The 17,697-nt window shown below is 72.7% G+C and carries 20 protein-coding genes; 11 read left to right on the forward strand and 9 right to left on the reverse strand.

Features of this window, described 5'->3' with window-relative positions:
- The first annotated feature begins 9 nt into the window (after positions 1–9).
- On the forward strand, positions 10–1,134 hold the full coding sequence (macS, locus tag CLT74_RS26520) for a MacS family sensor histidine kinase (RefSeq protein WP_199172267.1): 1,125 nt from the start codon (positions 10–12) through the stop codon (positions 1,132–1,134).
- Positions 1,131–1,793, forward strand: a complete 663-nt coding sequence (locus CLT74_RS26525) for a response regulator transcription factor (RefSeq protein WP_099849933.1) — start codon at positions 1,131–1,133, stop codon at positions 1,791–1,793. Before macS ends, CLT74_RS26525 begins: the two co-directional genes overlap by 4 nt.
- Positions 1,794–1,812: 19 nt before the next feature.
- Here CLT74_RS26525 and CLT74_RS26530 read toward each other — a convergent pair whose 3' ends face one another.
- A complete protein-coding gene (locus CLT74_RS26530; protein ID WP_099849935.1) occupies positions 1,813–2,385 on the reverse strand; it encodes a DUF5709 domain-containing protein in 573 nt (190 codons plus the stop codon).
- A gap of 89 nt (positions 2,386–2,474) precedes the next feature.
- Complete coding sequence (locus CLT74_RS26535; RefSeq protein ID WP_099849937.1) at positions 2,475–3,467, reverse strand: SDR family oxidoreductase; 993 nt, start codon at positions 3,465–3,467, stop codon at positions 2,475–2,477.
- Positions 3,468–3,603: 136 nt separating this feature from the next.
- Between CLT74_RS26535 and CLT74_RS26540 the strand changes: the two genes are divergently transcribed.
- Positions 3,604–4,806 carry a glycosyltransferase gene (locus tag CLT74_RS26540; RefSeq protein WP_099849939.1) on the forward strand — a complete coding sequence of 401 codons (1,203 nt, stop codon included), beginning with the start codon at positions 3,604–3,606 and terminating at the stop codon, positions 4,804–4,806.
- Here the strand turns inward: CLT74_RS26540 and CLT74_RS26545 are convergent.
- From CLT74_RS26545 to aroA, 4 genes are all read right to left on the reverse strand, one after another.
- Positions 4,761–5,723: a hypothetical protein gene (locus CLT74_RS26545; RefSeq protein ID WP_199172430.1), complete on the reverse strand. Its 963-nt coding sequence runs from the start codon at positions 5,721–5,723 to the stop codon at positions 4,761–4,763. The two genes, CLT74_RS26540 and CLT74_RS26545, sit on opposite strands and share 46 nt — an antisense overlap.
- A 49-nt stretch (positions 5,724–5,772) precedes the next feature.
- The gene (gene hisN / locus CLT74_RS26550) at positions 5,773–6,585 is read right to left on the reverse strand and encodes a histidinol-phosphatase (protein ID WP_099849943.1); all 813 of its coding nucleotides are present in this window, start codon (positions 6,583–6,585) and stop codon (positions 5,773–5,775) included.
- 109 nt (positions 6,586–6,694) lie between these two features.
- Complete coding sequence (gene rsgA, locus CLT74_RS26555; RefSeq protein ID WP_486582764.1) at positions 6,695–7,651, reverse strand: ribosome small subunit-dependent GTPase A; 957 nt, start codon at positions 7,649–7,651, stop codon at positions 6,695–6,697.
- A 132-nt stretch (positions 7,652–7,783) separates the two neighbouring features.
- A complete protein-coding gene (aroA, locus tag CLT74_RS26560; protein ID WP_099849947.1) occupies positions 7,784–9,088 on the reverse strand; it encodes a 3-phosphoshikimate 1-carboxyvinyltransferase in 1,305 nt (434 codons plus the stop codon).
- Between the two features lie 102 nt (positions 9,089–9,190).
- On the opposite strand from aroA, the gene CLT74_RS26565 reads away from it, so the two are divergent.
- From CLT74_RS26565 to rsrA, 5 genes are all read left to right on the forward strand, one after another.
- Positions 9,191–9,901, forward strand: a complete 711-nt coding sequence (locus tag CLT74_RS26565; protein WP_099849949.1) for an SOS response-associated peptidase — start codon at positions 9,191–9,193, stop codon at positions 9,899–9,901.
- A 196-nt stretch (positions 9,902–10,097) separates the two neighbouring features.
- Positions 10,098–10,490: a WhiB family transcriptional regulator gene (locus CLT74_RS26570; RefSeq protein WP_093405204.1), complete on the forward strand. Its 393-nt coding sequence runs from the start codon at positions 10,098–10,100 to the stop codon at positions 10,488–10,490.
- A 42-nt stretch (positions 10,491–10,532) separates the two neighbouring features.
- Positions 10,533–11,144, forward strand: a complete 612-nt coding sequence (locus CLT74_RS26575) for an alpha/beta family hydrolase (RefSeq protein ID WP_099849951.1) — start codon at positions 10,533–10,535, stop codon at positions 11,142–11,144.
- A 248-nt stretch (positions 11,145–11,392) separates the two neighbouring features.
- A complete protein-coding gene (locus tag CLT74_RS26580) occupies positions 11,393–12,208 on the forward strand; it encodes a sigma-70 family RNA polymerase sigma factor (RefSeq protein ID WP_199172268.1) in 816 nt (271 codons plus the stop codon).
- 1 nt (position 12,209) lies between these two features.
- On the forward strand, positions 12,210–12,497 hold the full coding sequence (gene rsrA / locus CLT74_RS26585) for a mycothiol system anti-sigma-R factor (RefSeq protein ID WP_099849953.1): 288 nt from the start codon (positions 12,210–12,212) through the stop codon (positions 12,495–12,497).
- Positions 12,498–12,577: 80 nt separating this feature from the next.
- Here the strand turns inward: rsrA and CLT74_RS31570 are convergent, their stop codons facing one another.
- A complete protein-coding gene (locus tag CLT74_RS31570) occupies positions 12,578–12,652 on the reverse strand; it encodes a 50S ribosomal protein bL37 (protein WP_370461611.1) in 75 nt (24 codons plus the stop codon).
- Positions 12,653–12,852: 200 nt separating this feature from the next.
- Between CLT74_RS31570 and CLT74_RS26590 the strand changes: the two genes are divergently transcribed.
- The gene (locus CLT74_RS26590; RefSeq protein ID WP_093405215.1) at positions 12,853–13,068 is read left to right on the forward strand and encodes a biotin/lipoyl-binding carrier protein; all 216 of its coding nucleotides are present in this window, start codon (positions 12,853–12,855) and stop codon (positions 13,066–13,068) included.
- A complete protein-coding gene (locus CLT74_RS26595) occupies positions 13,065–13,568 on the forward strand; it encodes a GNAT family N-acetyltransferase (protein ID WP_099849955.1) in 504 nt (167 codons plus the stop codon). Before CLT74_RS26590 ends, CLT74_RS26595 begins: the two co-directional genes overlap by 4 nt.
- On the opposite strand, the gene CLT74_RS26600 is transcribed toward CLT74_RS26595, so the two are convergent.
- On the reverse strand, positions 13,565–14,167 hold the full coding sequence (locus CLT74_RS26600) for a TetR/AcrR family transcriptional regulator (protein ID WP_099849957.1): 603 nt from the start codon (positions 14,165–14,167) through the stop codon (positions 13,565–13,567). The genes CLT74_RS26595 and CLT74_RS26600 overlap by 4 nt on opposite strands.
- A 114-nt stretch (positions 14,168–14,281) precedes the next feature.
- Between CLT74_RS26600 and CLT74_RS26605 the strand changes: the two genes are divergently transcribed.
- The gene (locus tag CLT74_RS26605) at positions 14,282–15,868 is read left to right on the forward strand and encodes an MDR family MFS transporter (protein WP_099849959.1); all 1,587 of its coding nucleotides are present in this window, start codon (positions 14,282–14,284) and stop codon (positions 15,866–15,868) included.
- Positions 15,869–15,885: 17 nt separating this feature from the next.
- On the opposite strand, the gene CLT74_RS26610 is transcribed toward CLT74_RS26605, so the two are convergent.
- The gene (locus CLT74_RS26610) at positions 15,886–17,583 is read right to left on the reverse strand and encodes a tetratricopeptide repeat protein (RefSeq protein ID WP_099849961.1); all 1,698 of its coding nucleotides are present in this window, start codon (positions 17,581–17,583) and stop codon (positions 15,886–15,888) included.
- Positions 17,584–17,697 lie beyond the last annotated feature (114 nt).

The raw sequence follows: 17,697 nt of genomic DNA on the forward strand, positions 1-17,697 counted from the left end.
GTGGCGCACGTGCCCACTGCCGGTGGTTTCGAGGTCCCGCTCTGGCGGGCCGTCGCAGTCTTCCGGGTGGCTTCCCTGGCGTACGTCTGCGTGGTGTTGATCCGGGACGCGGACCGGTACGCCCACCCCCTCGCCGCCGGAGCGCTGGTGCTGGTCATGGCGGCCTGGACCGGCGTCACCGCGGTCGGGTACGCGGACCCGGCGCGGCGCGGCTGGCCACTGCTCCTGGCCGACCTGGCAGTTGTCGTGGCGATCCTGCTGGCCACCCCGTGGGTGATGGGCCGGCCGGCGCTCGACGCGGGGCTGCCCACCCTTCCGGTGGCCTGGCTGAGTGGACCGGTGCTGGCGTGGGCCGTCTCCGGCGGGCGGCGGCGCGGCGTGATCGCGGCACTTGTGCTCGGCGCGACCGATCTCGCGACCCGGGGCATGGTCACCCCCAGCGCGTTCAACGGAGCGATCCTGATGCTGCTCGCCGGCGTGGTGGTCGGGCACGTCGCCCGGCTTTCGGTGACCGCTGGAGAGCGGCTGCACCGGGCGGTGGAGTTGGAGGCCGCCACCAGGGAGCGGGAACGACTGGCCCGCGACATCCACGACTCGGTGCTCCAGGTGCTCGCCCTGGTGCAGCGGCGTGGCGCGCACCTCGACGGCGAGGCAGGCGAACTGGCCCGGTTGGCCGGCGAGCAGGAGGTGGCGCTGCGTTCGCTGATCTCCGCTGCCGGGCCGGTCCCGGCCGGTGCCGCCGACGCGCCTGTCGACCTGCGCACCCTGCTCGGCCGGCACGCCTCGGCCACCGTGTCGCTGTCCGCGCCGGCTGGCCCGGTGCCGCTGCCTCCGCCGGTGGCCCGTGAGCTGGCGGCGGCCGTCGGGGCGGCGCTGGACAACGCTGCCCGGCACGGTGGTGGTCGGGCGTGGGTGCTGGTCGAGGACGAGGGCGCGGCGGTCACCGTGTCGATCCGGGACGAGGGGCCGGGCTTTCCGCCCGACCGCCTGGCCGAGGCCGTGGCCCAGGGACGGCTGGGCGTCGCCCAGGCTATCCGGGGCCGGTTGGCCGACCTGGGTGGCACGGCCCGGATCAGCTCGACACCGGGTGCCGGCACCGAGGTGGAACTCACCGTGCCGAGGAGGGAACCATGAGCGGCGTACGTGTGATGGTCGTCGACGACCACCCGATGTGGCGGGAAGGGGTGGCCCGCGACCTCGCCGAGGCCGGCCACCAGGTGGTGGCCAGTTGTGGGGAGGGACGTCAGGCGGTCCGGGTGGTCGCCGCGGCCCGTGCCGACGTGGTGGTGCTCGACCTGCAACTACCGGACATCTCCGGGGTGGAGGTGATCCAGGGACTGCGGGCGGCGCACCCCGACGTCCGGGTGCTCATGCTCTCGGCCAGCGGCGAGCAGCAGGGCGTACTGGACGCGGTGAAGGCCGGCGCCACCGGCTATCTGCTCAAGTCCGCCGGGCTGGCGGAGTTCCTGGAGGCGGTGCGGCGGACCGCGGCGGGCGAGCCGGTCTTCACGCCGGGGCTGGCCGGACTGGTCCTCGGCGAGTACCGCCGACTGGCCACCGTCACCGGTCACGCGGCGGCTGACGCCGAGGACGCGGCACCCCGGCTCACCGACCGGGAGACCGAGGTGCTGCGCCTGGTCGCCAAGGGCATGTCGTACAAGCAGATCGCCGAGCGGCTCGGGCTGTCGCACCGTACGGTGCAGAACCACGTGCAGAACACGCTCGGCAAGCTCCAGTTGCACAACCGGGTCGAGCTGACCCGGTACGCGATCGAACGCGGCCTGGACGACTGAGCGGGCCGGCGCTCGCTGTTCAGACCGAGTGCGGCGGCCGGGTCTCGTGCACGGCCAGTTCCTCGGCGCTGGCTCCGCCACCGGCGGCACCCGCGTCGTACGCGATCGAATCGGTCTCCTGGTCGGTGTGCGCCCCCTCGTCCGGTTCGACAAGCCGACCGACCGTGGCGTCCACGCTGGTGCCCAGCTGGTCGTGGTCGTAGAGCGAGACCGGGGACTTCGGGTCGGAGGTGGGACCCGGGTCGATGACGTCGGCGTCGAGTTGCGCCTGCGCCGCCTGTTCCCGGCTGTCCGCCTCGGCCGCGATGTCCGGATCCACCGGCCCGGCCAGCGGATCGTCGACCGGCAGCTCGAACTGTTCCCGGCTCAGCTTGTAGTCCAACGACTCGCCGTCGAGCTGCTCCTCGGCCGTGGTGCCGAACTCGTCGACCGCCACCGGGGTCCGGTCACCGGGCAGCTGGGCCGGTGCCGGGCCGTCGGCCTCCCGTCCGGTCAGCACGTCGTCCCCGGCCGTCGAATCGTCGTCGGCGGTGTCGGGCAGGCCGTCGGCCTCGGGATCGGACACGGGGGTCGGGTACTCGTCGTCGCGCATGACTGACCACTACCCGTTGCCCTCCCGCCGTAACCGGTCCCGCCGGGGCGGATAGCCGGCCGGACGTCGACAGGTGCCGGCCCGAGCGCTCACCGGGTCAGTTTGCGGGCCAGCGCGGCGGCCGTGCCGACGGCGGTCCCGGCGGCGGCCAGCCCGAACACGGTGGAGATGCGGACCAGTTGGCGACGTCGGCCGGCCCAGCCGCCCTCCGGCTGCGCCGTCGCGTCGGGGCGGAAGACGTTGCCCGTGGTGTCGGCCATCGGCGTCGGGCCGAACTGGGTGTACCGGCCGTACCACCCCAGAACGCGTTCGGCCAGCGCCGGGGCCAGCCGCCACTGCATGCCGATCAGGCGGGCGGCGCCACCGGCGTACGCCTCCCGGCGGGGTCGCCTCAACAGCCGGACGATCGTCTCCGCGACCACCTCCGGCGGATAGACAGGTGGTGGCGGAACGACCTGCCGGCCACTGTGATTGGCGGCGTGCCGGAAGAACGGGGTGTCGATGGTGGCCGGGAGCACGGTGCAGATCGAGACGGCACCCCGTCCGGTGGCGCGGAGTTCCTGGCGGACCGTGTCGGCCAGGCCCCGGACACCGTGCTTGGCCGCGTTGTACGGGGACTGGTAGGGCATTGCCACCTCGGCCAGCACCGAGGCGTTGTTGACCACGACGCCGCCGCCGGCCGCGCTCAGGTGTGGCAGCGCGGCCCGGATCCCGTTCGCCGTGCCGAGCAGGTTGACGTCCAGCACCTGGCGGAACTCGGCCACCGGGATCTCGTCGAACAACCCGATGGTGCCGACCGCGGCGTTGTTGATCCAGGCGTCGATCCGGCCGAACTCCGCCACAGTTGTCGAGGCGAGCCGTCGCATGGCGTCCGCGTCCGTCACGTCGGTGGGCACCACCAGGGTGCGGCCGCCCAGCTCACGGCAGTGTCGGGCCACCTCCCGCAGGGCCGGCTCGGTACGCGCGGCAAGCACCACGGTGCTGCCGCGCCGCGCCAGGGCGTACGCGGTCGCGGCGCCGATGCCGCTTGACGCACCGGTGATGACGACTGTGGCGTCGGCGAGTGCTCGGGCGAGGGGCATTCCTCATCGGTACCCCGTCATGTCCGGGTCATGCCGCCGAGCGTGCCCGCGATCTGCGAGGTTTCGGCTCGTCGGAGGCCGGTTAATGGGACGCTCTGACCGAAGACCACAGCCCTCATCCGCATGGAGGTGACCCATGCGCGTTGGCCTTGTCTGTGCCCACGCCGCTGCGCCGCCGTCCGGCGACGGAACCGTCGTCGGCACCTACCAGCACATCGCACGGGTCGCGGCCGAACTGGCCGGGCGAGGTCACGACGTGCGGGTGTACACCCGCCGGGACGACCCTGAGGTGATCGAGACCGAGGTCGTTGACGGTTACCGGGTGGAGCGGGCCTCGGTGGGCCCGGTCGCACCGATCCCCACTGCTGACCTGGTGCCCTACGTGCCCGAGTTCGGTGAGTGGCTGGCCGGCAGGTGGTCCGGCGACTGGACCCCCGAGGTGGTGCACGGCCACTACTGGATCGGCGGCCTGGCCGCCGCGCACGCCGTACGGGAGACCGACATCCCGATGGTGCAGACGTTCCACTCGATCGGCATGGAGCAACTGCGCCACCTCGGCGCCCAGTACGACGGCCCGGGCAGCCGGATCCCGCTGGAGCGGGCGCTGACCCGAGCCGTGGACATCGCGGTGGCCCAGTGCAACGACGAGGTCGACGAGCTGACCCGGATGGGCCTGCAACGCACCTCGGTCGCGATGGTCCCGACCGGGGTCGACACGGAGCGCTTCCATCCCGACGGTGAGGCCGCCCCGCGTGAGCAGCGCCCCCGGATCCTCTCCGTGGGTGGGCTCGGGCGGGGTCACGGCCAGGAGGATCTGATCCGCGCGTTGCGCCTGGTCGGCGACGCGGAGCTGGTGATCGCCGGCGGGCCACCGACCGACCGGCTGGCCAACCACGCCGAGGCCCGTCGGCTGCGCGAGCTGGCCGACCGCGTCGGGGTCGGCGAGCAGGTGCACCTGGTTGGCGCGGTGCCGCACGAGCAGATGGCGACCTGGTACCGCTCGGCCGACGTGGTGGCCTGCACCCCGCACTACTCCTCGGCGGGCCGGGTGTCGCTGGAGGCGATGGCCTGTGGTGTCCCGGTGGTGGGCTACGCCATGGGTGGCATCGCCGACGCCGTGGTCGACGAGGTGACCGGCAAGCTGGTGCCGCCGGGCGACGTACGAACCCTCGGGATGACGCTGCGTCGGCTGCTCACCGACAACGCCGGCCGGTTCGCGTACGGGCACGCCGCGGTCGACCGGGTGCGGTGCAGCTACACCTGGGAACGTACGGCCAGTGCCCTGGAGCGGCTTTACGAGCGGGTGGTGGGCCGACGCAAGCCGGTCGAGGCGGCCTGAGGCAGCGGATCACCCACGCCGCTGGCCGCCGCGACCTCGCAGCCCGCCGCCGTGGGTCGCGGGATGAGCGGCAGGGGAGCATTGGCCAACGCCCGGCTGGTCTCCTGGGCGACGGCGTGCTGATGCTGCGGCTCCGCGTACCGGGTGAGCCCGACGACGGCGGCGAGGGTGACCAGGAACCCGATGCCGGCGAGCCACTCCCGGCCCGGCCAGATCTTGTCGTTGAGCAGCAGCAGCCCGACGATGGCAGCGGGCACCGCGCCGGCCGCGTCCATGGCGGCCACCGCCGCCGTCGTCGAACCGCGCTGCATCGCCAGGCCGAGCAGCAGTTGGCCGACCACGGAATGGGCGACGAGCAGGTAGAGCAGCGGGTGGCTGAGGAAGGCGTCCCAGCTCGACGCGGAGGCCAGCGGCCGGGCCGCCACCGCGGCGGCGGAAAAGGCCAGCCCGGCCAGCGATCCGAGCGCCACCGAACCCGGCGCGCCGTGCAGCCGGACCGCGAAGAAGCCCAGCACCGCGATCACCGCCAGCGCCACCAGCAGGGCGATCATGCCCTCGGTGCCGAGGGCCTTCGACGGCGCCGGCCGGGCGGCTAGCACCAGCGCGGTGATTCCGGCGAACAGCAGCACCAGCAGCGCGACCTCAGCCGCCGGCAGCCGCCACTTCAGCAGGATCACGCCGAGCAGGGCGGTGACGCCGAGGCCGGCGGCCACGCTCGCCTGCACCAGGAACAGCGGCAGGTCCCGCCGGGACAGGAAGGCCAGGACGAATCCGGCGACCTGGCAGGCCAGCCCGACCAGATAGGTGCGGTGCCCGGCCAGGCGCAGCAGCAGCCCGGGATCGAAGGTGTGATGCACCGTGGTGCGGGCGGCGGCAACCGACTGCAACAGATTGGCGACGCCATACGCGACGATCATCGCCGCCAGGAAACACCAACCCGAGGTAGCCACCTGGCGAGGATAGAGGTTACCCGGCGTCAATGCTCGGCGGGCTACCGAGCCTTTCAAGGATGTCGGGATGCAACGCGCCGTTGCTGGCCAGGGTGCTGTTGTCGCCACCCGCCGGGGCTGGCTGACCGGCCAGACCGGTGATCGCGCCCCCTGCCTCGGTCACGATGGGTACCAGTGCGGCCACGTCCCAGAGGGACAACTCCGGCTCGATCATCACGTCCAGCGCACCCTCGGCCAACAGCATGTAACCGTAGAAGTCGCCGTAGGCGCGGCTGCGCCAGGTGTCCCGCATCAGTTGCAGCACGGCGTCGAGCCGGCCGGCCTTCTCCCAGCCGTCGAGCGAGGAGTAGCAGAGGCTGGCGTCGGCCAGCCGGGTCACCCCGGAAACCCGGATGGGCGTACCGCGGGCCGCGTCCGGGCCCGCGTAGGCCCCGGTGCCCCGCGCCGCCCACCAGCGGCGCCCCAGTGCCGGTGCGGAGACCAGCCCGGCGACCGGGCGGCCCTCCTCCAGCAGGGCGATGAGCGTGGCCCAGATCGGCACGCCCCGGACGAAGTTCTTCGTGCCGTCGATCGGGTCCACCACCCACTGGCGGGTGCCGGCGGTGGGCGTCGCCCCGTACTCCTCGCCGAGCAGCCCGTCGTCGGGCCGGTGCTCGGCGAGCAGGGCACGGATCTCGCGCTCCACGGCGGTGTCCGCGTCGGAGACCGGGGTCAGGTCGGGCTTCGACTCGACCCGCAGGTCCAGGGCGCGGAACCGGGCCGTCGACAGGGCGTCGGCGGCGTCGGCGAGCCGGTGGGCGAGGGTCAGGTCATCGGCGTACCCGGTCATGCCGGACACGGTAGCGACGCCGGCTCCGGGACGACGCCGGGGGCCGGCGACGGCGCGTCGGTGGTGGTGCCGACGTGAGGTGCCGCGTCGGCGGGTTGGGCCCGCCGGATCACTCCGGGCGCCCGCGCGGGTCGGGCTCGGTCCAGGTTTCGGTCTCCCCGGCGCGAGAGGCCAGCAACCGGCGGTACGAGGCCAGCCGGCGCGGGTCGGCCCGCCCCGCCGCCACCCAGTTGTCGAGGGCGCAGTCGGCCTCGTCGGTGGTGTGCGGGCAGTTCGCCGGGCAGTCGGCGGTGGCCTCGACCAGGTCCGGAAAACCGTGCAGCAGGCTCTCGGCCGAGACGTGGGCCAGCCCGAAGCTGCGTACGCCGGGGGTGTCCACGATCCAGCCCGGATCCTGCTCCGCGTCGGGTGACCCGGGCAGTCGCAACGCCACAGCGCTTGTCGAGGTGTGTCGTCCCCGGCCGATCGCGCTTACCGTGCCGACCGCCCGTTCGGCCTCCGGCACCAGGCGGTTGACAAGTGTCGACTTGCCCACCCCGGAATGCCCGACAAGCACCGAGACCCGGCCGACCAGCAGACTGCGTAGCGGCTCCAACGGGGAGTCCGGCCGGATGAGCAGGTACGGCAGTTCCAGCTCGGTGTAGTAGTCGAGCACCGCCGCTGGCCCGGCCAGGTCGGCCTTGGTCAGGCAGAGCAGCGGTTCGATGTCCGCGTCGTACGCGGCCACCAGGCAGCGGTCGATGAACCCGGTGCGCGGTGGCGGGTCGGCCAGCGCGCTGACGATCACAAGTTGGTCGGCGTTGGCGACCACCACCCGTTCCAGCCGCCCCTCGGCGGTGCTGGCGTCGTCCTCGGCGGTGCGCCGCAGCACGGACCTGCGTGGTTCGATCCGGACGATGCGGGCCAGCGCCCCGGACGAACCGGAGGTGTCGCCGACCAGCCCGACCCGGTCACCGACCACCACCGACTTACGGCCCAGCTCGCGGGCGCGCATCGCGGTGACCGTGGGGTCGTCGGGCCCGGCGCCGGGCAGCACGCAGGTGTACCTTCCGCGATCCACCGCGATGACGAAACCGTCCTTGGCGTCGGCGTGCCGTGGCCGGGTCCGGGTACGCGGGCGTGAGGATCTGCCGGGTCGGACCCGGACGTCGTCCTCGTCGTACTCCCGCTTGGTCGCCAGGACCGCCCCTTCGTCAGCTCAGTTCTTGTCGGTCACCAGTGCCGACCATAGCGCCGGAAACTCGGGCATGGTCTTCGAGGTGCACGACACGTCATCCAACTCGACGCCCGGCACCACCAGCCCGGCCACCGCCGCCGCGTGTGCCATCCGGTGATCGTGGTAGGTGCGGAACACCCCACCGTGCAGCGGTCGAGGCCGGATCTCCAGGCCGTCGGCCGACTCGGTGATGTCCGCGCCCAGCCCGGTGAACTCCCGGTTCAGCGCGGCCAGCCGGTCTGTCTCGTGGCCCCGGATGTGGCTGATGCCGGTGAACACCGAGGGCGAGTCGGCGAGCAGGGCCAGCGCGGTCAACGCCGGGGTCAGTTCGCTGACGTCGGACAGGTCGGCGTGCAATCCCTTCACCGGGCCGGTGCCGCGCACCGTCAGCCCCTCGGTGGTGAGGGTGACTGCCGCACCCATCTGCTGCAACAGCGAGCGCAGTCGCTCCACCGGCTGGGCACTGCCCCGTGCCGGCCAGCCGCGCAGGGTCACCTCGCCGCCGGTGACCAGGGCGGCGGCGAAGAACGGCACCGCGCCGGAGAGGTCCGGCTCGATCTCCCACCCGCGCCCGGTGAGCGGCCCCGGCTCGACCGCCCAGACGTCGGGAGTGCTGTCGTCGACCGCGGCACCGGCGGCGCGCAGCATCTGCACCGTCATCCGCAGGTGCGGCGCGGAGGGCACCGGCGGGCCGACGTGCCGGACCACAAGCCCTCGGTCGAAGCGGGGGGCGGCGAGCAGCAGACCGGAGATCAGTTGACTGGAGGCCGAGGCGTCGATCGCGACCTCGCCGCCGGTCACCCGGCCGGCGCCCAGCACCACGAGTGGCAGGCTGCCCGAGGCGGAGGTGTCGACGCGTACGCCGAGTGAGCGCAGCGCCTCGATGAGCGGGCCGAGGGGGCGGATGCGGGCGTGCGGGTCACCGTCGAGGGTGACCTGCCCGTCGGCCAGCCCCGCGACCGGGGGCACGAAGCGCATGACCGTGCCGGCGAGTCCCACGTCGACCTGCGCCGGGCCGAACAGCCGGTGCGGCCGGACCAACCAACGGTCGTCGTCGGCGATCGAGACGTGGGCGCCCATCGCTCGCAGTGCGGCGGCCATCAGCTCGGTGTCCCGGGCCCGCAGCGGCCGGGACAGGGTCGACGGCCCGGCGGCCAGCGCGCTGAGCACCAGAGCCCGGTTGGTCATCGACTTGGAACCGGGCAGTCGCAGCGACGCCGACACCGGATCGCTGGCCGTCGGTGCGGTCCACGGCTGTAGCGGCCGGGTCGCTGGCACGTTCCCCACAGCTACATTCTGCCGTGCCGTCGGCCCGGCGTTGCCACGGTCATCGGCCGCTCCCGGGGAACGGGACAGCCGCCCGACAAGCGGCGCGCTAGCGTGAACGACATGTGCGGAAGGTACGCCACGACCCGGAGCGCCGGTGACCTCAGCGGCCTGTTCGAGGCCGTCGACGAGACCGGCGACGGGCTGGTCGCCGATCACAATGTGGCGCCGACCGATCCCGTGCCTGTCATCCGGGTGAGCGCCGAGGGCCACCGGGCGCTCTCGCGGGGCCGATGGGGTCTGGTGCCGCAGTGGTCCCGGTCGTCCGCCGGAGCGGCCCGCATGATCAACGCCCGGGCCGAGACGGTCGCCACCAGCCGGGCGTACGCGCCGTCCTTCGCCCGTCGACGGTGCCTGGTTCCCGCCGACGGCTGGTACGAGTGGGTGCGGCTGGCCGACGGCTCGAAGCAGCCGTACTACATGACCCCGCGCGACGGCTCGGTGCTCGCCTTCGCCGGCATCTGGTCGCGCTGGGACGGCCCGGACACGACGCTGCTGACCTTCAGCGTGCTGACCACCACGGCCCTCGGCGAACTGGCCGAGGTGCATGACCGGATGCCCCTGCTGCTGACCCCCGGGCGCTGGGCGGCCTGGCTGGATGGCGGCGGCGACGCGGCCGAGCTGCTGGTGCCGCCGCCGATGGACTGGCTGGCCCGGCTGGAGATACGGCCGGTGGGCAAGGCCGTTGGCGATGTGCGCAACGACGGTCCGGAGCTGACCGCCCGGGTGCCGCTGACCCGTCCCGCCGAGCCGTCGGAGATGACGCTGTTCTGATCACGGCCGGCACATTGTCGGGAGTGATTTGCTGCGGTTGCGGGCGAAAGGTGACGCGAACGTTCTGCCAAGTTCCCGGCAGAGTCTTGTCTCGGTGTACGTAAGTGCGATAGAACACAGCGCCGGTGGTGGGTGTCGTTCACGTCGGGTGAACGATCTCCATCGATCTTGCTGGTCCCACGGGGGAGGTGGGTGGATGACACGGGCGCGTATGCCCCGTCCGCACGAGGTGGCCGCCGCGCGGCGTGATCCGCGACTGTTGCGGGCGTTGCGTGAGCGGCGACAGGACGAAGCCTGGCGCACCAGAGGCACCTGTCAGAGCGTCGACCCGGAAACGTTCTTTCCGGCGCCGAACGAGCCGGCGGACGCGGCGGTGGCGCTGTGCCGCAGCTGCGACGTGCAGGGCTCCTGCCTGGCCTGGGCGTTGGAGGTCGGCGATTGTCACGGCGTCTGGGGCGGCACCACGCCTCGGGAGCGGCGGGCGATGCTGGTGGCCTGGCGCAGCGAGGTGCAACCCGACCCCGATGCCGCAGGTGAGCCGGGCCCGCCGGTGCGTGACCGGCTGCTCACCCTGGTGCCGTTGAGCTGATCTGCGGGGCACCGCCCAGGTCGGGGCGGGTTCAATGGGGCGGTGCCACACGACGACGTCATCGACACTCCGCGCGGTCCCGCCCGGGTCGAGACCGATCAACCGTCCGGCCTGCCCCGGGCTCTGCTGGTGCTGGGGCACGGGGCCGGCGGCGGTGTCGACGCCCCGGATCTGATCGGCCTGCGCGACGCGGCGGTGGCCGCCGGGCTGGTGGTGGCCCGGGTGACCCAGCCGTACCGGGTCGCCGGCCGACGTGCGCCCGCCCCGGCCGGGCACCTCGACGAGGCGTGGTCGGCCGTGCTCGCCGTGCTGCGGCGACGGCATCGGGGCGTACCGGTGGTGGTGGGTGGTCGCTCCAGCGGCGCTCGGGTGGCCTGCCGGACGGCGACCGCGGTGGCCGCCGCCGGGGTGGTGGCGCTCGCCTTCCCGCTGCATCCGCCCGGTCGACCGGAGCGGAGCCGGGCAGCTGAGCTGATGACCGGCTTGCCGACCCTGGTGGTGAACGGGGACCGGGACCCGTTCGGTGTGCCGGAGCGGGGGCCGCTGGTACGGGTGCTGGTCCGCCCGGGGGAGCGGCACGACCTTCGGGGCGACCCCGCCGGTACGGCCGCCCTGGCAGTGGCCTGGCTGCGCGAGCACGGCTGGGCCACCTGACGGCGCGCTGGCTGCCGGCGCGCCGCCGTGCCTCCCGGTGCCGTGTCCGGCGGCTGCGCCGCTTCGTTGCACCCGATGGTGTCCCAGTGCCCGGTCGGGCGGCGACACCGGGCTCCCAGGCCCTTCCTGGTCCCAGCCACGGTCGCACCACCGAGGCGGGGACCAGGAACGCCCGGGGCGAGCCGGAATGTCCCGACCCGCGGCGCGCGTTGAACACCTCGGACAACCACTGTGCGAGGGGGTGACCGGTGCCGACCGAGATCCGGAACCGGGAACGCGACGAGCGGGAGGCACGGCAGCTCAGGCGGCTGCTGGCCGGCCCGAACTGGCCGGCGGCGGTGCCGCCGGCCGAGGTGGCGACGGGCACACCCGTCGGAACCGAATCTTCCGGAAGGTCGGTGCGCGTATCCTCGGCGGGGAAGCATCCAACCCGAGGGGATGTGCGGTTGACCACGGAGAAGACGGACGAGCGCAGGGCCCGGTTCGAGCGGGACGCAATGCCATTCGTCGATCAGCTGTACGCGGCCGGCCTGCGGATGACGCGTAACCCGGCGGATGCCGAGGACCTGGTCCAGGAGACCTACCTGAAGGCGTACGCCGCCTTCCACCAGTTCGAGCAGGGCACGAACCTGAAGGCCTGGCTCTACCGGATCCTGACCAACACCTACATCAACTCGTACCGCAAGCGGCAGCGCCAACCGGTCCAGGCGCCCACTGACGAGATCACCGACTGGCAGCTTGCCGAGGCGGAGTCGCACACCTCGAGCGGGCTGCGGTCCGCCGAGACCGAGGCGCTCGACCGGCTGCCGGACAGCGACGTCAAGGAGGCCCTCCAGCAGTTGCCGGAGGAGTTCCGGCTGGCCGTCTACCTGACCGATGTCGAGGGCTTCTCCTACAAGGAGGTAGCCGACATCATGGGCACGCCGATCGGCACGGTGATGTCGCGGTTGCACCGCGGGCGTCGTAATCTGCGCAAGCTGCTTGAGGGGTACGCCGCGGAGCGGGGTTTCTCCGCGGCCCAGCCGGCCCGGAGCTCGACCGCCGCCACCGGCCGGGAGGTGTGACGTGAGCTGTGGAGATCCGCACGAGACGGACTGCCGTGAGGTGCTCGCCGAGGTCTACCTGTACCTCGACCTGGAGTGTGCGCAGGAGCGGCGGACGCTGATCCGGCACCATCTCGACGAGTGCGGCCCCTGCCTGCGCGAGTACGGCATCGAGCAGGAGGTCAGGGCGCTCGTGGCGCGTTGCTGCGGCAACGAGTCCGCGCCGGACGAGCTGCGCGAGCGGCTACGGGTACGGATCAGCGAACTCGTCGTGTTCGAGAGCAGCGAGTCGCGCGAACTGGCCGACTGACCTGCACAGGTGCCCGGGTCGGAAGTGACCCGGGCACCTGTGGTCCGTCGTCCGATCGCGGCGGGCAGCCGCCCGCCGGCTCAGGAGTTGGGGCGCTTGCCGTGGTTCGCGGCGCTCTTCTTACGGGCCTTCTTCTTACGGGCCTTCTTCGCCATGGTGACCTCCTCGTGATGGCCGGATCGGCTGCGCGCGACCCCGCCGCCGGGGCGCTGTCGCCCTTGCCGGCGTCCGGGTCCGACCCGTTGATGCTAGTGCCGGCGGTCCGGGTGGACTGCTGCCGGGGCCGCTCCACGCCCGCCGCCCGCCTGCGCATGATTGGATACGTCGCAGGAGCCGCGAGGGAAGGGGCCGAGAGATGGCCGAGGAGATCCGCGCCGAGATGGTGGCGAACGTCTGGAAGGTCGTCGCGTCGGCCGGGGACACCGTGTCCGAGGGGGACACCCTGGTGATCCTGGAGTCGATGAAGATGGAGATCCCGGTGATCGCCGAGTCCGACGGCGTCGTGCAGCAGCTCGCGGTGAACGAGGGCGACGTGGTGCAGGACGGTGACCTGATCGCGGTGATCGGTTGAGTGACCTGCTGATCCGTCCGGTCGAGCCGGCCGATTTCGCCGGGGTCGCCCGGCTCACCGTCGCGGCGTACGAGGCGGACGGCCAGCTCAAGGGTGAGACCGGCTACGCCGACGTGCTCGCCGACGTCGCCGCTCGGGCGGAGCACGGTGACGTGCTGGTGGCCGTGGACCGGGCGACCGGGCAGCTGCTCGGTTCGGTCACCTTCGTGCTGCCCGGCACCCGGTACGCCGAGATGTGTGCCCCGGGGGAGGCGGAGTTCCGGATGCTGGCGGTGGACCCGGCCGCCCAGGGCCGGGGAGCCGGTGCCGCGCTCGTCGAGGCGTGTGTCGCACGCGCGATCGAGCTGGGCTGCACCGCGGTGACCATCTGCGTACGCGAGGGCCATGCCGAGCCGGCCCACCGGCTCTACCGTGGGCGCGGCTTCGTCCGCCAGCCTGAGCGGGACTGGAGCCCCCTGCCCGGAGTGGACCTGCTCGCCCTCCGCCTGCCGCTGCGCTAGCTGTTCCGCCCGGAGCGGTCAGGGACGCGGGTGGGCGGTTCGGCGATCGCGGCGAGCAACTCGTCGGCGACCTCCAGAGCCACCTGCTTGCGCTCGGCGTCGGTGATGTCCGGGGTGCGTACGGCGAACCAGCTGCTGTGCACGGCGAACAGGGCCAGCACGGCACGGAGCTGGGCACCGGGGGAGTCGTCACCCTGGCAGAGCGCGGTGGCCAGCCGGAACATCCGATCGCGCAGTTCCCGGCCGGCGGAGAGGCTCTTCAAGGCTGTCTGGTTCTGCTCGAAGAACCGCATCACCGAGGGCTGCTCGCCACTGAACATGGCGTCGGCGTACCGCTCGATGACGGCCCGGCGGGTGGCCAGCGTGGCCGGCTGGCTCTCGGCCCAGGTGATCAGGGCGTCCATCCGCTCCAGCCGGTCCTCCACCACGCTCGTGACGATCTCGTCCTTGCTCTTGAAGTGGTAGTAGAGCGCGGCCTTGGTCACCCCGAGCCGCTCGGCCACCTCGCGCAGTGAGGTCGCCTCGTAGCCCTGCTCGGTGAAGAGCTCCAGCGCCACGGCCTTGATCCGCTCCCGCGTGCCGCCTGTGCTCTGACTCACCCGTACCTGCCAATCCGGTTGACCGTCGTTACCTGTCCAACTTACCGTCCGGCTAGTAAGGTGACTAGCCGGGCGGCAAGTAAGTGCGCCGCATCTCGGGGGGAGAGCTTACCGATGGTCCAGCAGAACCAGGCTGCCGTGCGACCGAATGTCCGGGTCGTGCTCTTCGGTCTGATGATCGCCATGATGCTGGCGATGCTCGACAACATGATCGTCAGTACCGCTCTGCCGCGCATCGTGGGGGAGTTCGGCGGGCTCAACCACTTCACCTGGGTGGTGACCGCGTACGTGCTGGGCACCACCGTCTCCACCCCGATCTGGGGCAAGCTCGGCGACCTCTACGGGCGTAAGGCGGTCTTCCTCACCGCTGTGGTGATCTTCCTGGTCGGCTCCGCGCTCTGCGGCATGGCCGGGTCGGGATTCCTCGGCGGTCCCGACGACGGCATGGTGCAGTTGATCGCCTTCCGGGCCGTCCAGGGTCTGGGCGCCGGTGGCCTGATGGTCGGCGTCATGGCGATCATCGGCGACCTCGTGCCGCCCCGGGAGCGTGGCCGCTACCAGGGCATGATCGCCGGGATCATGGCCATCGCGATGGTCGCCGGCCCGCTGGTCGGCGGTTTCATCACCGACCACCTCTCCTGGCGCTGGGCGTTCTACGTCAACCTTCCCCTGGGTGGGGTGGCGCTGGTGCTGCTGATCGCCACCATGCACCTGCCCCGTTACCGCACCGAGCACCGGATCGACTGGCTCGGCGCCGCCCTGCTGTCGGTGGGCATCACCGGGATCGTGCTGATCACCACCTGGGGTGGCAACGAGTACGCCTGGGCCTCCCCGCAGATCCTCGGCCTCGCCGTGCTGGCCGTCGTGGCGCTCGTGGCCTTCGGGTTCGTCGAGCGCCGGGTCCCCGAGCCGATCCTGCCGCTGCGGCTCTTCGCCAACCGGAACTTCGCCCTCATCTCGGTGATCGGCTTCCTGCTCGGCTTCGCGATGTTCGGCGCGATGAACTTCCTGCCGCTCTACCAGCAGACCGTGCAGGGCGCCTCGGCCACCAACTCCGGCCTGCTGCTGCTGCCGCTGATGTTCGGCATGCTGCTGGTCTCGCTCGTCGTCGGCCGGGCGATCACCCGGACCGGGCGGTACCGGATCTTCCCGATCGTCGGCGGTGTGGTGATGGCCGTCGGGCTCGCCCTGCTGAGCCTGCTGGACGTGGACACCAGCAAGGTCCAGTCGTCGCTCTACATGCTCGTGCTCGGTGCCGGCATGGGCTTCCTCATGCAGACCTCCATGCTGATCGCGCAGAACAGCGTCGCCCAGAAGGACCTGGGCGCGGCCAGCGGCGCGGCCACCTTCTTCCGCTCCATCGGCGGGTCGTTCGGCATCTCGCTGTTCGGCGCCATCTTCGCCAACCGGCTGGCCGGCTCGGCCGCCGGTGGCGCGTTCAGCGGTGGCGGCGAGGCCGGCGCGGCGATGAACATCGAACAGCTCAAGGAACTGCCGGCACAGGCCCGCGAGGTGGTGCTCGGTGGCCTCGCCGACGCGATCTCGCACGTGTTCCTCTGGGCGGTGCTCTTCGCCGTCGTGGTCCCGGCGCTGGCCTGGTTCATCCGGGAGATCCCGTTGCGGACGAGCAACGAACCGGAGCCCGACGGCGGCGGCCAGGAGCAGGCCGAGGCCGACCTGGCCCGGACACCGGCCGTCTGAGCCTGCCCGGTCCACCTTCAGGGCATGCCGTGCGATCGTCTCCGCCACGGGGGCAGGAGCCGACGCAGCAGGGCGCGCAGCCTGCCGCGGCGCTGGCCGGTGGGCACGCCGGCCAGCGTGCGCGCCAGGGCGATGGTCTCCGGATCGAGATCCGGCGTGGCCAGCGCCAGGTGTGCCAGGGAGACGGCGTTCGGCACCGGATGTCGACGGGCCGCCTCGGCCACCGTCGCCAGCCGCTCGGAGACCAACGCGGCCACGTCGGGCCGGACGGCCGGGTCGACCCAGGCAGCGGTCACCAGGGCGAACAGGGCCGCCTCGGCGACCTCTGGCACCTCGCGCGCCAACTCCACGAGCACCCGCCGCCGGGTCGACTCCGCCCATGGCTCGTCGGTCCGGTGGTGCAGCAGCCCGAGGCAGGTCCAGACCTGCACGCACCGCAGCCACAGCGCCGGGTCCTGGCCGGCGAGCACCCGCCCCAGCGCGGTCTGCGGGGTCTCCGGCGGATGGGCCAGCAGGCCGAGCAGATCGGCCAGGTCCAGGGTGGCCAGGCCGACCGCCGCGTCGTACGCCGCAGGGGGGTGCGGCCAGGCCGGGTGGGCGAGTTCGCGCAGGCGGCGGGCGGCCTCCGCGGACGGCGGCGGCGGGGCGGGGAGGAGCGCCGCCCGCTCCGGCCGGTCGAGGTGCCCGGCACCGGGTGGTCCGGGGATCGCGCCGGCCGCCGCGGCCGGCGCGGCCGGCGTCAACTGACCCAGCCAGGGGCGTCCGCGGCAGCACTCGGCCAGGTCGCTGTGTTCGTGTGAGTCGTCCGGATGATCGCGGATGAAGTCCGCAAGCGCGACCAGGTGACGGACCGCGCCGTCCCGTTGGAACCGCAGACGGTGTGCCGTGTGCACGGCGCAGTCGAAGGACGGGTTGCGGGCCAGGGCCCGCTCGATCCAGCCCAGCGCCTCCTCCAGCCGGCCGTGGTCGGCCAGGGTGCCGGCGATGTCGGCGTACACCGCCAGGTCGTCCGGGTCGTGCTCCACGGCCCGCCGCAGGGCGGCGAGCGCCTCCCGGGTCCGGCCGGCGCTGCGCAGCGCGTACCCGAGCCACACCTCGCCCATCTTCGACGGGGTCGCGCGTACTCCCCGGCCGGCCCAGTGGACCGCGAGCGGCACCTCGTCCACCCGTCGGGCCAGCGCGGACGCCGTACCCAGCAACAGCGCGTGCTCCGGGTGGACGGTGATCGCGTTGCGGGCGAGCGTGAGGTACGGCGACAGGGCCGCCCGGTTCGATGGCGGGACCGGATCCGGAATGGCGGCGCAGACCTGCATCAGCACCCGGGCGGCCTGCTCGGGTCCGAGGCGTTCGGCCAACTCGGGCGAGGTCACCCACGGCACTCCCGCCCAGTCCGCCCCGGGCGCGTGCGCGGTGGCGGCGACCAGCAGATCGAGTCCCTCGGCCGGGCGGCCGGCCGCGGCGAGCAGATGCGCGCGGGCAACCACGGCACCGACGAACGTGTGGTGCTGTAACGGGAACAGGCCGATGCCGCCGTCGCCGCTGGCGACGGCCAGCCGGGCGAGGGTCTCGTGCACCTCGGGCAGCGTCGGTGCCCGGGCCAGCGCCGCCGCGACGTGGTCGGCGGCATGCGTCAGCTCGCCGGAATCCAGAGCCCGCCGGGCCAGGACCAGCTCCTCCGTCGCCGGCAGCGCCCGGTCGTCCGTTCCCTCGGCCACGTGATCCTCTCGCTTGTCGGTACCGGTTGCGCGGTGAGGTCGGGTCAGCGTAGGGGACGAGATCCAGTTTTGGTGATCCACTGCGCGATGCTGCTCGTTTGATTGCTCAGACCG

Source organism: Verrucosispora sp. CNZ293, from assembly GCF_002754655.1.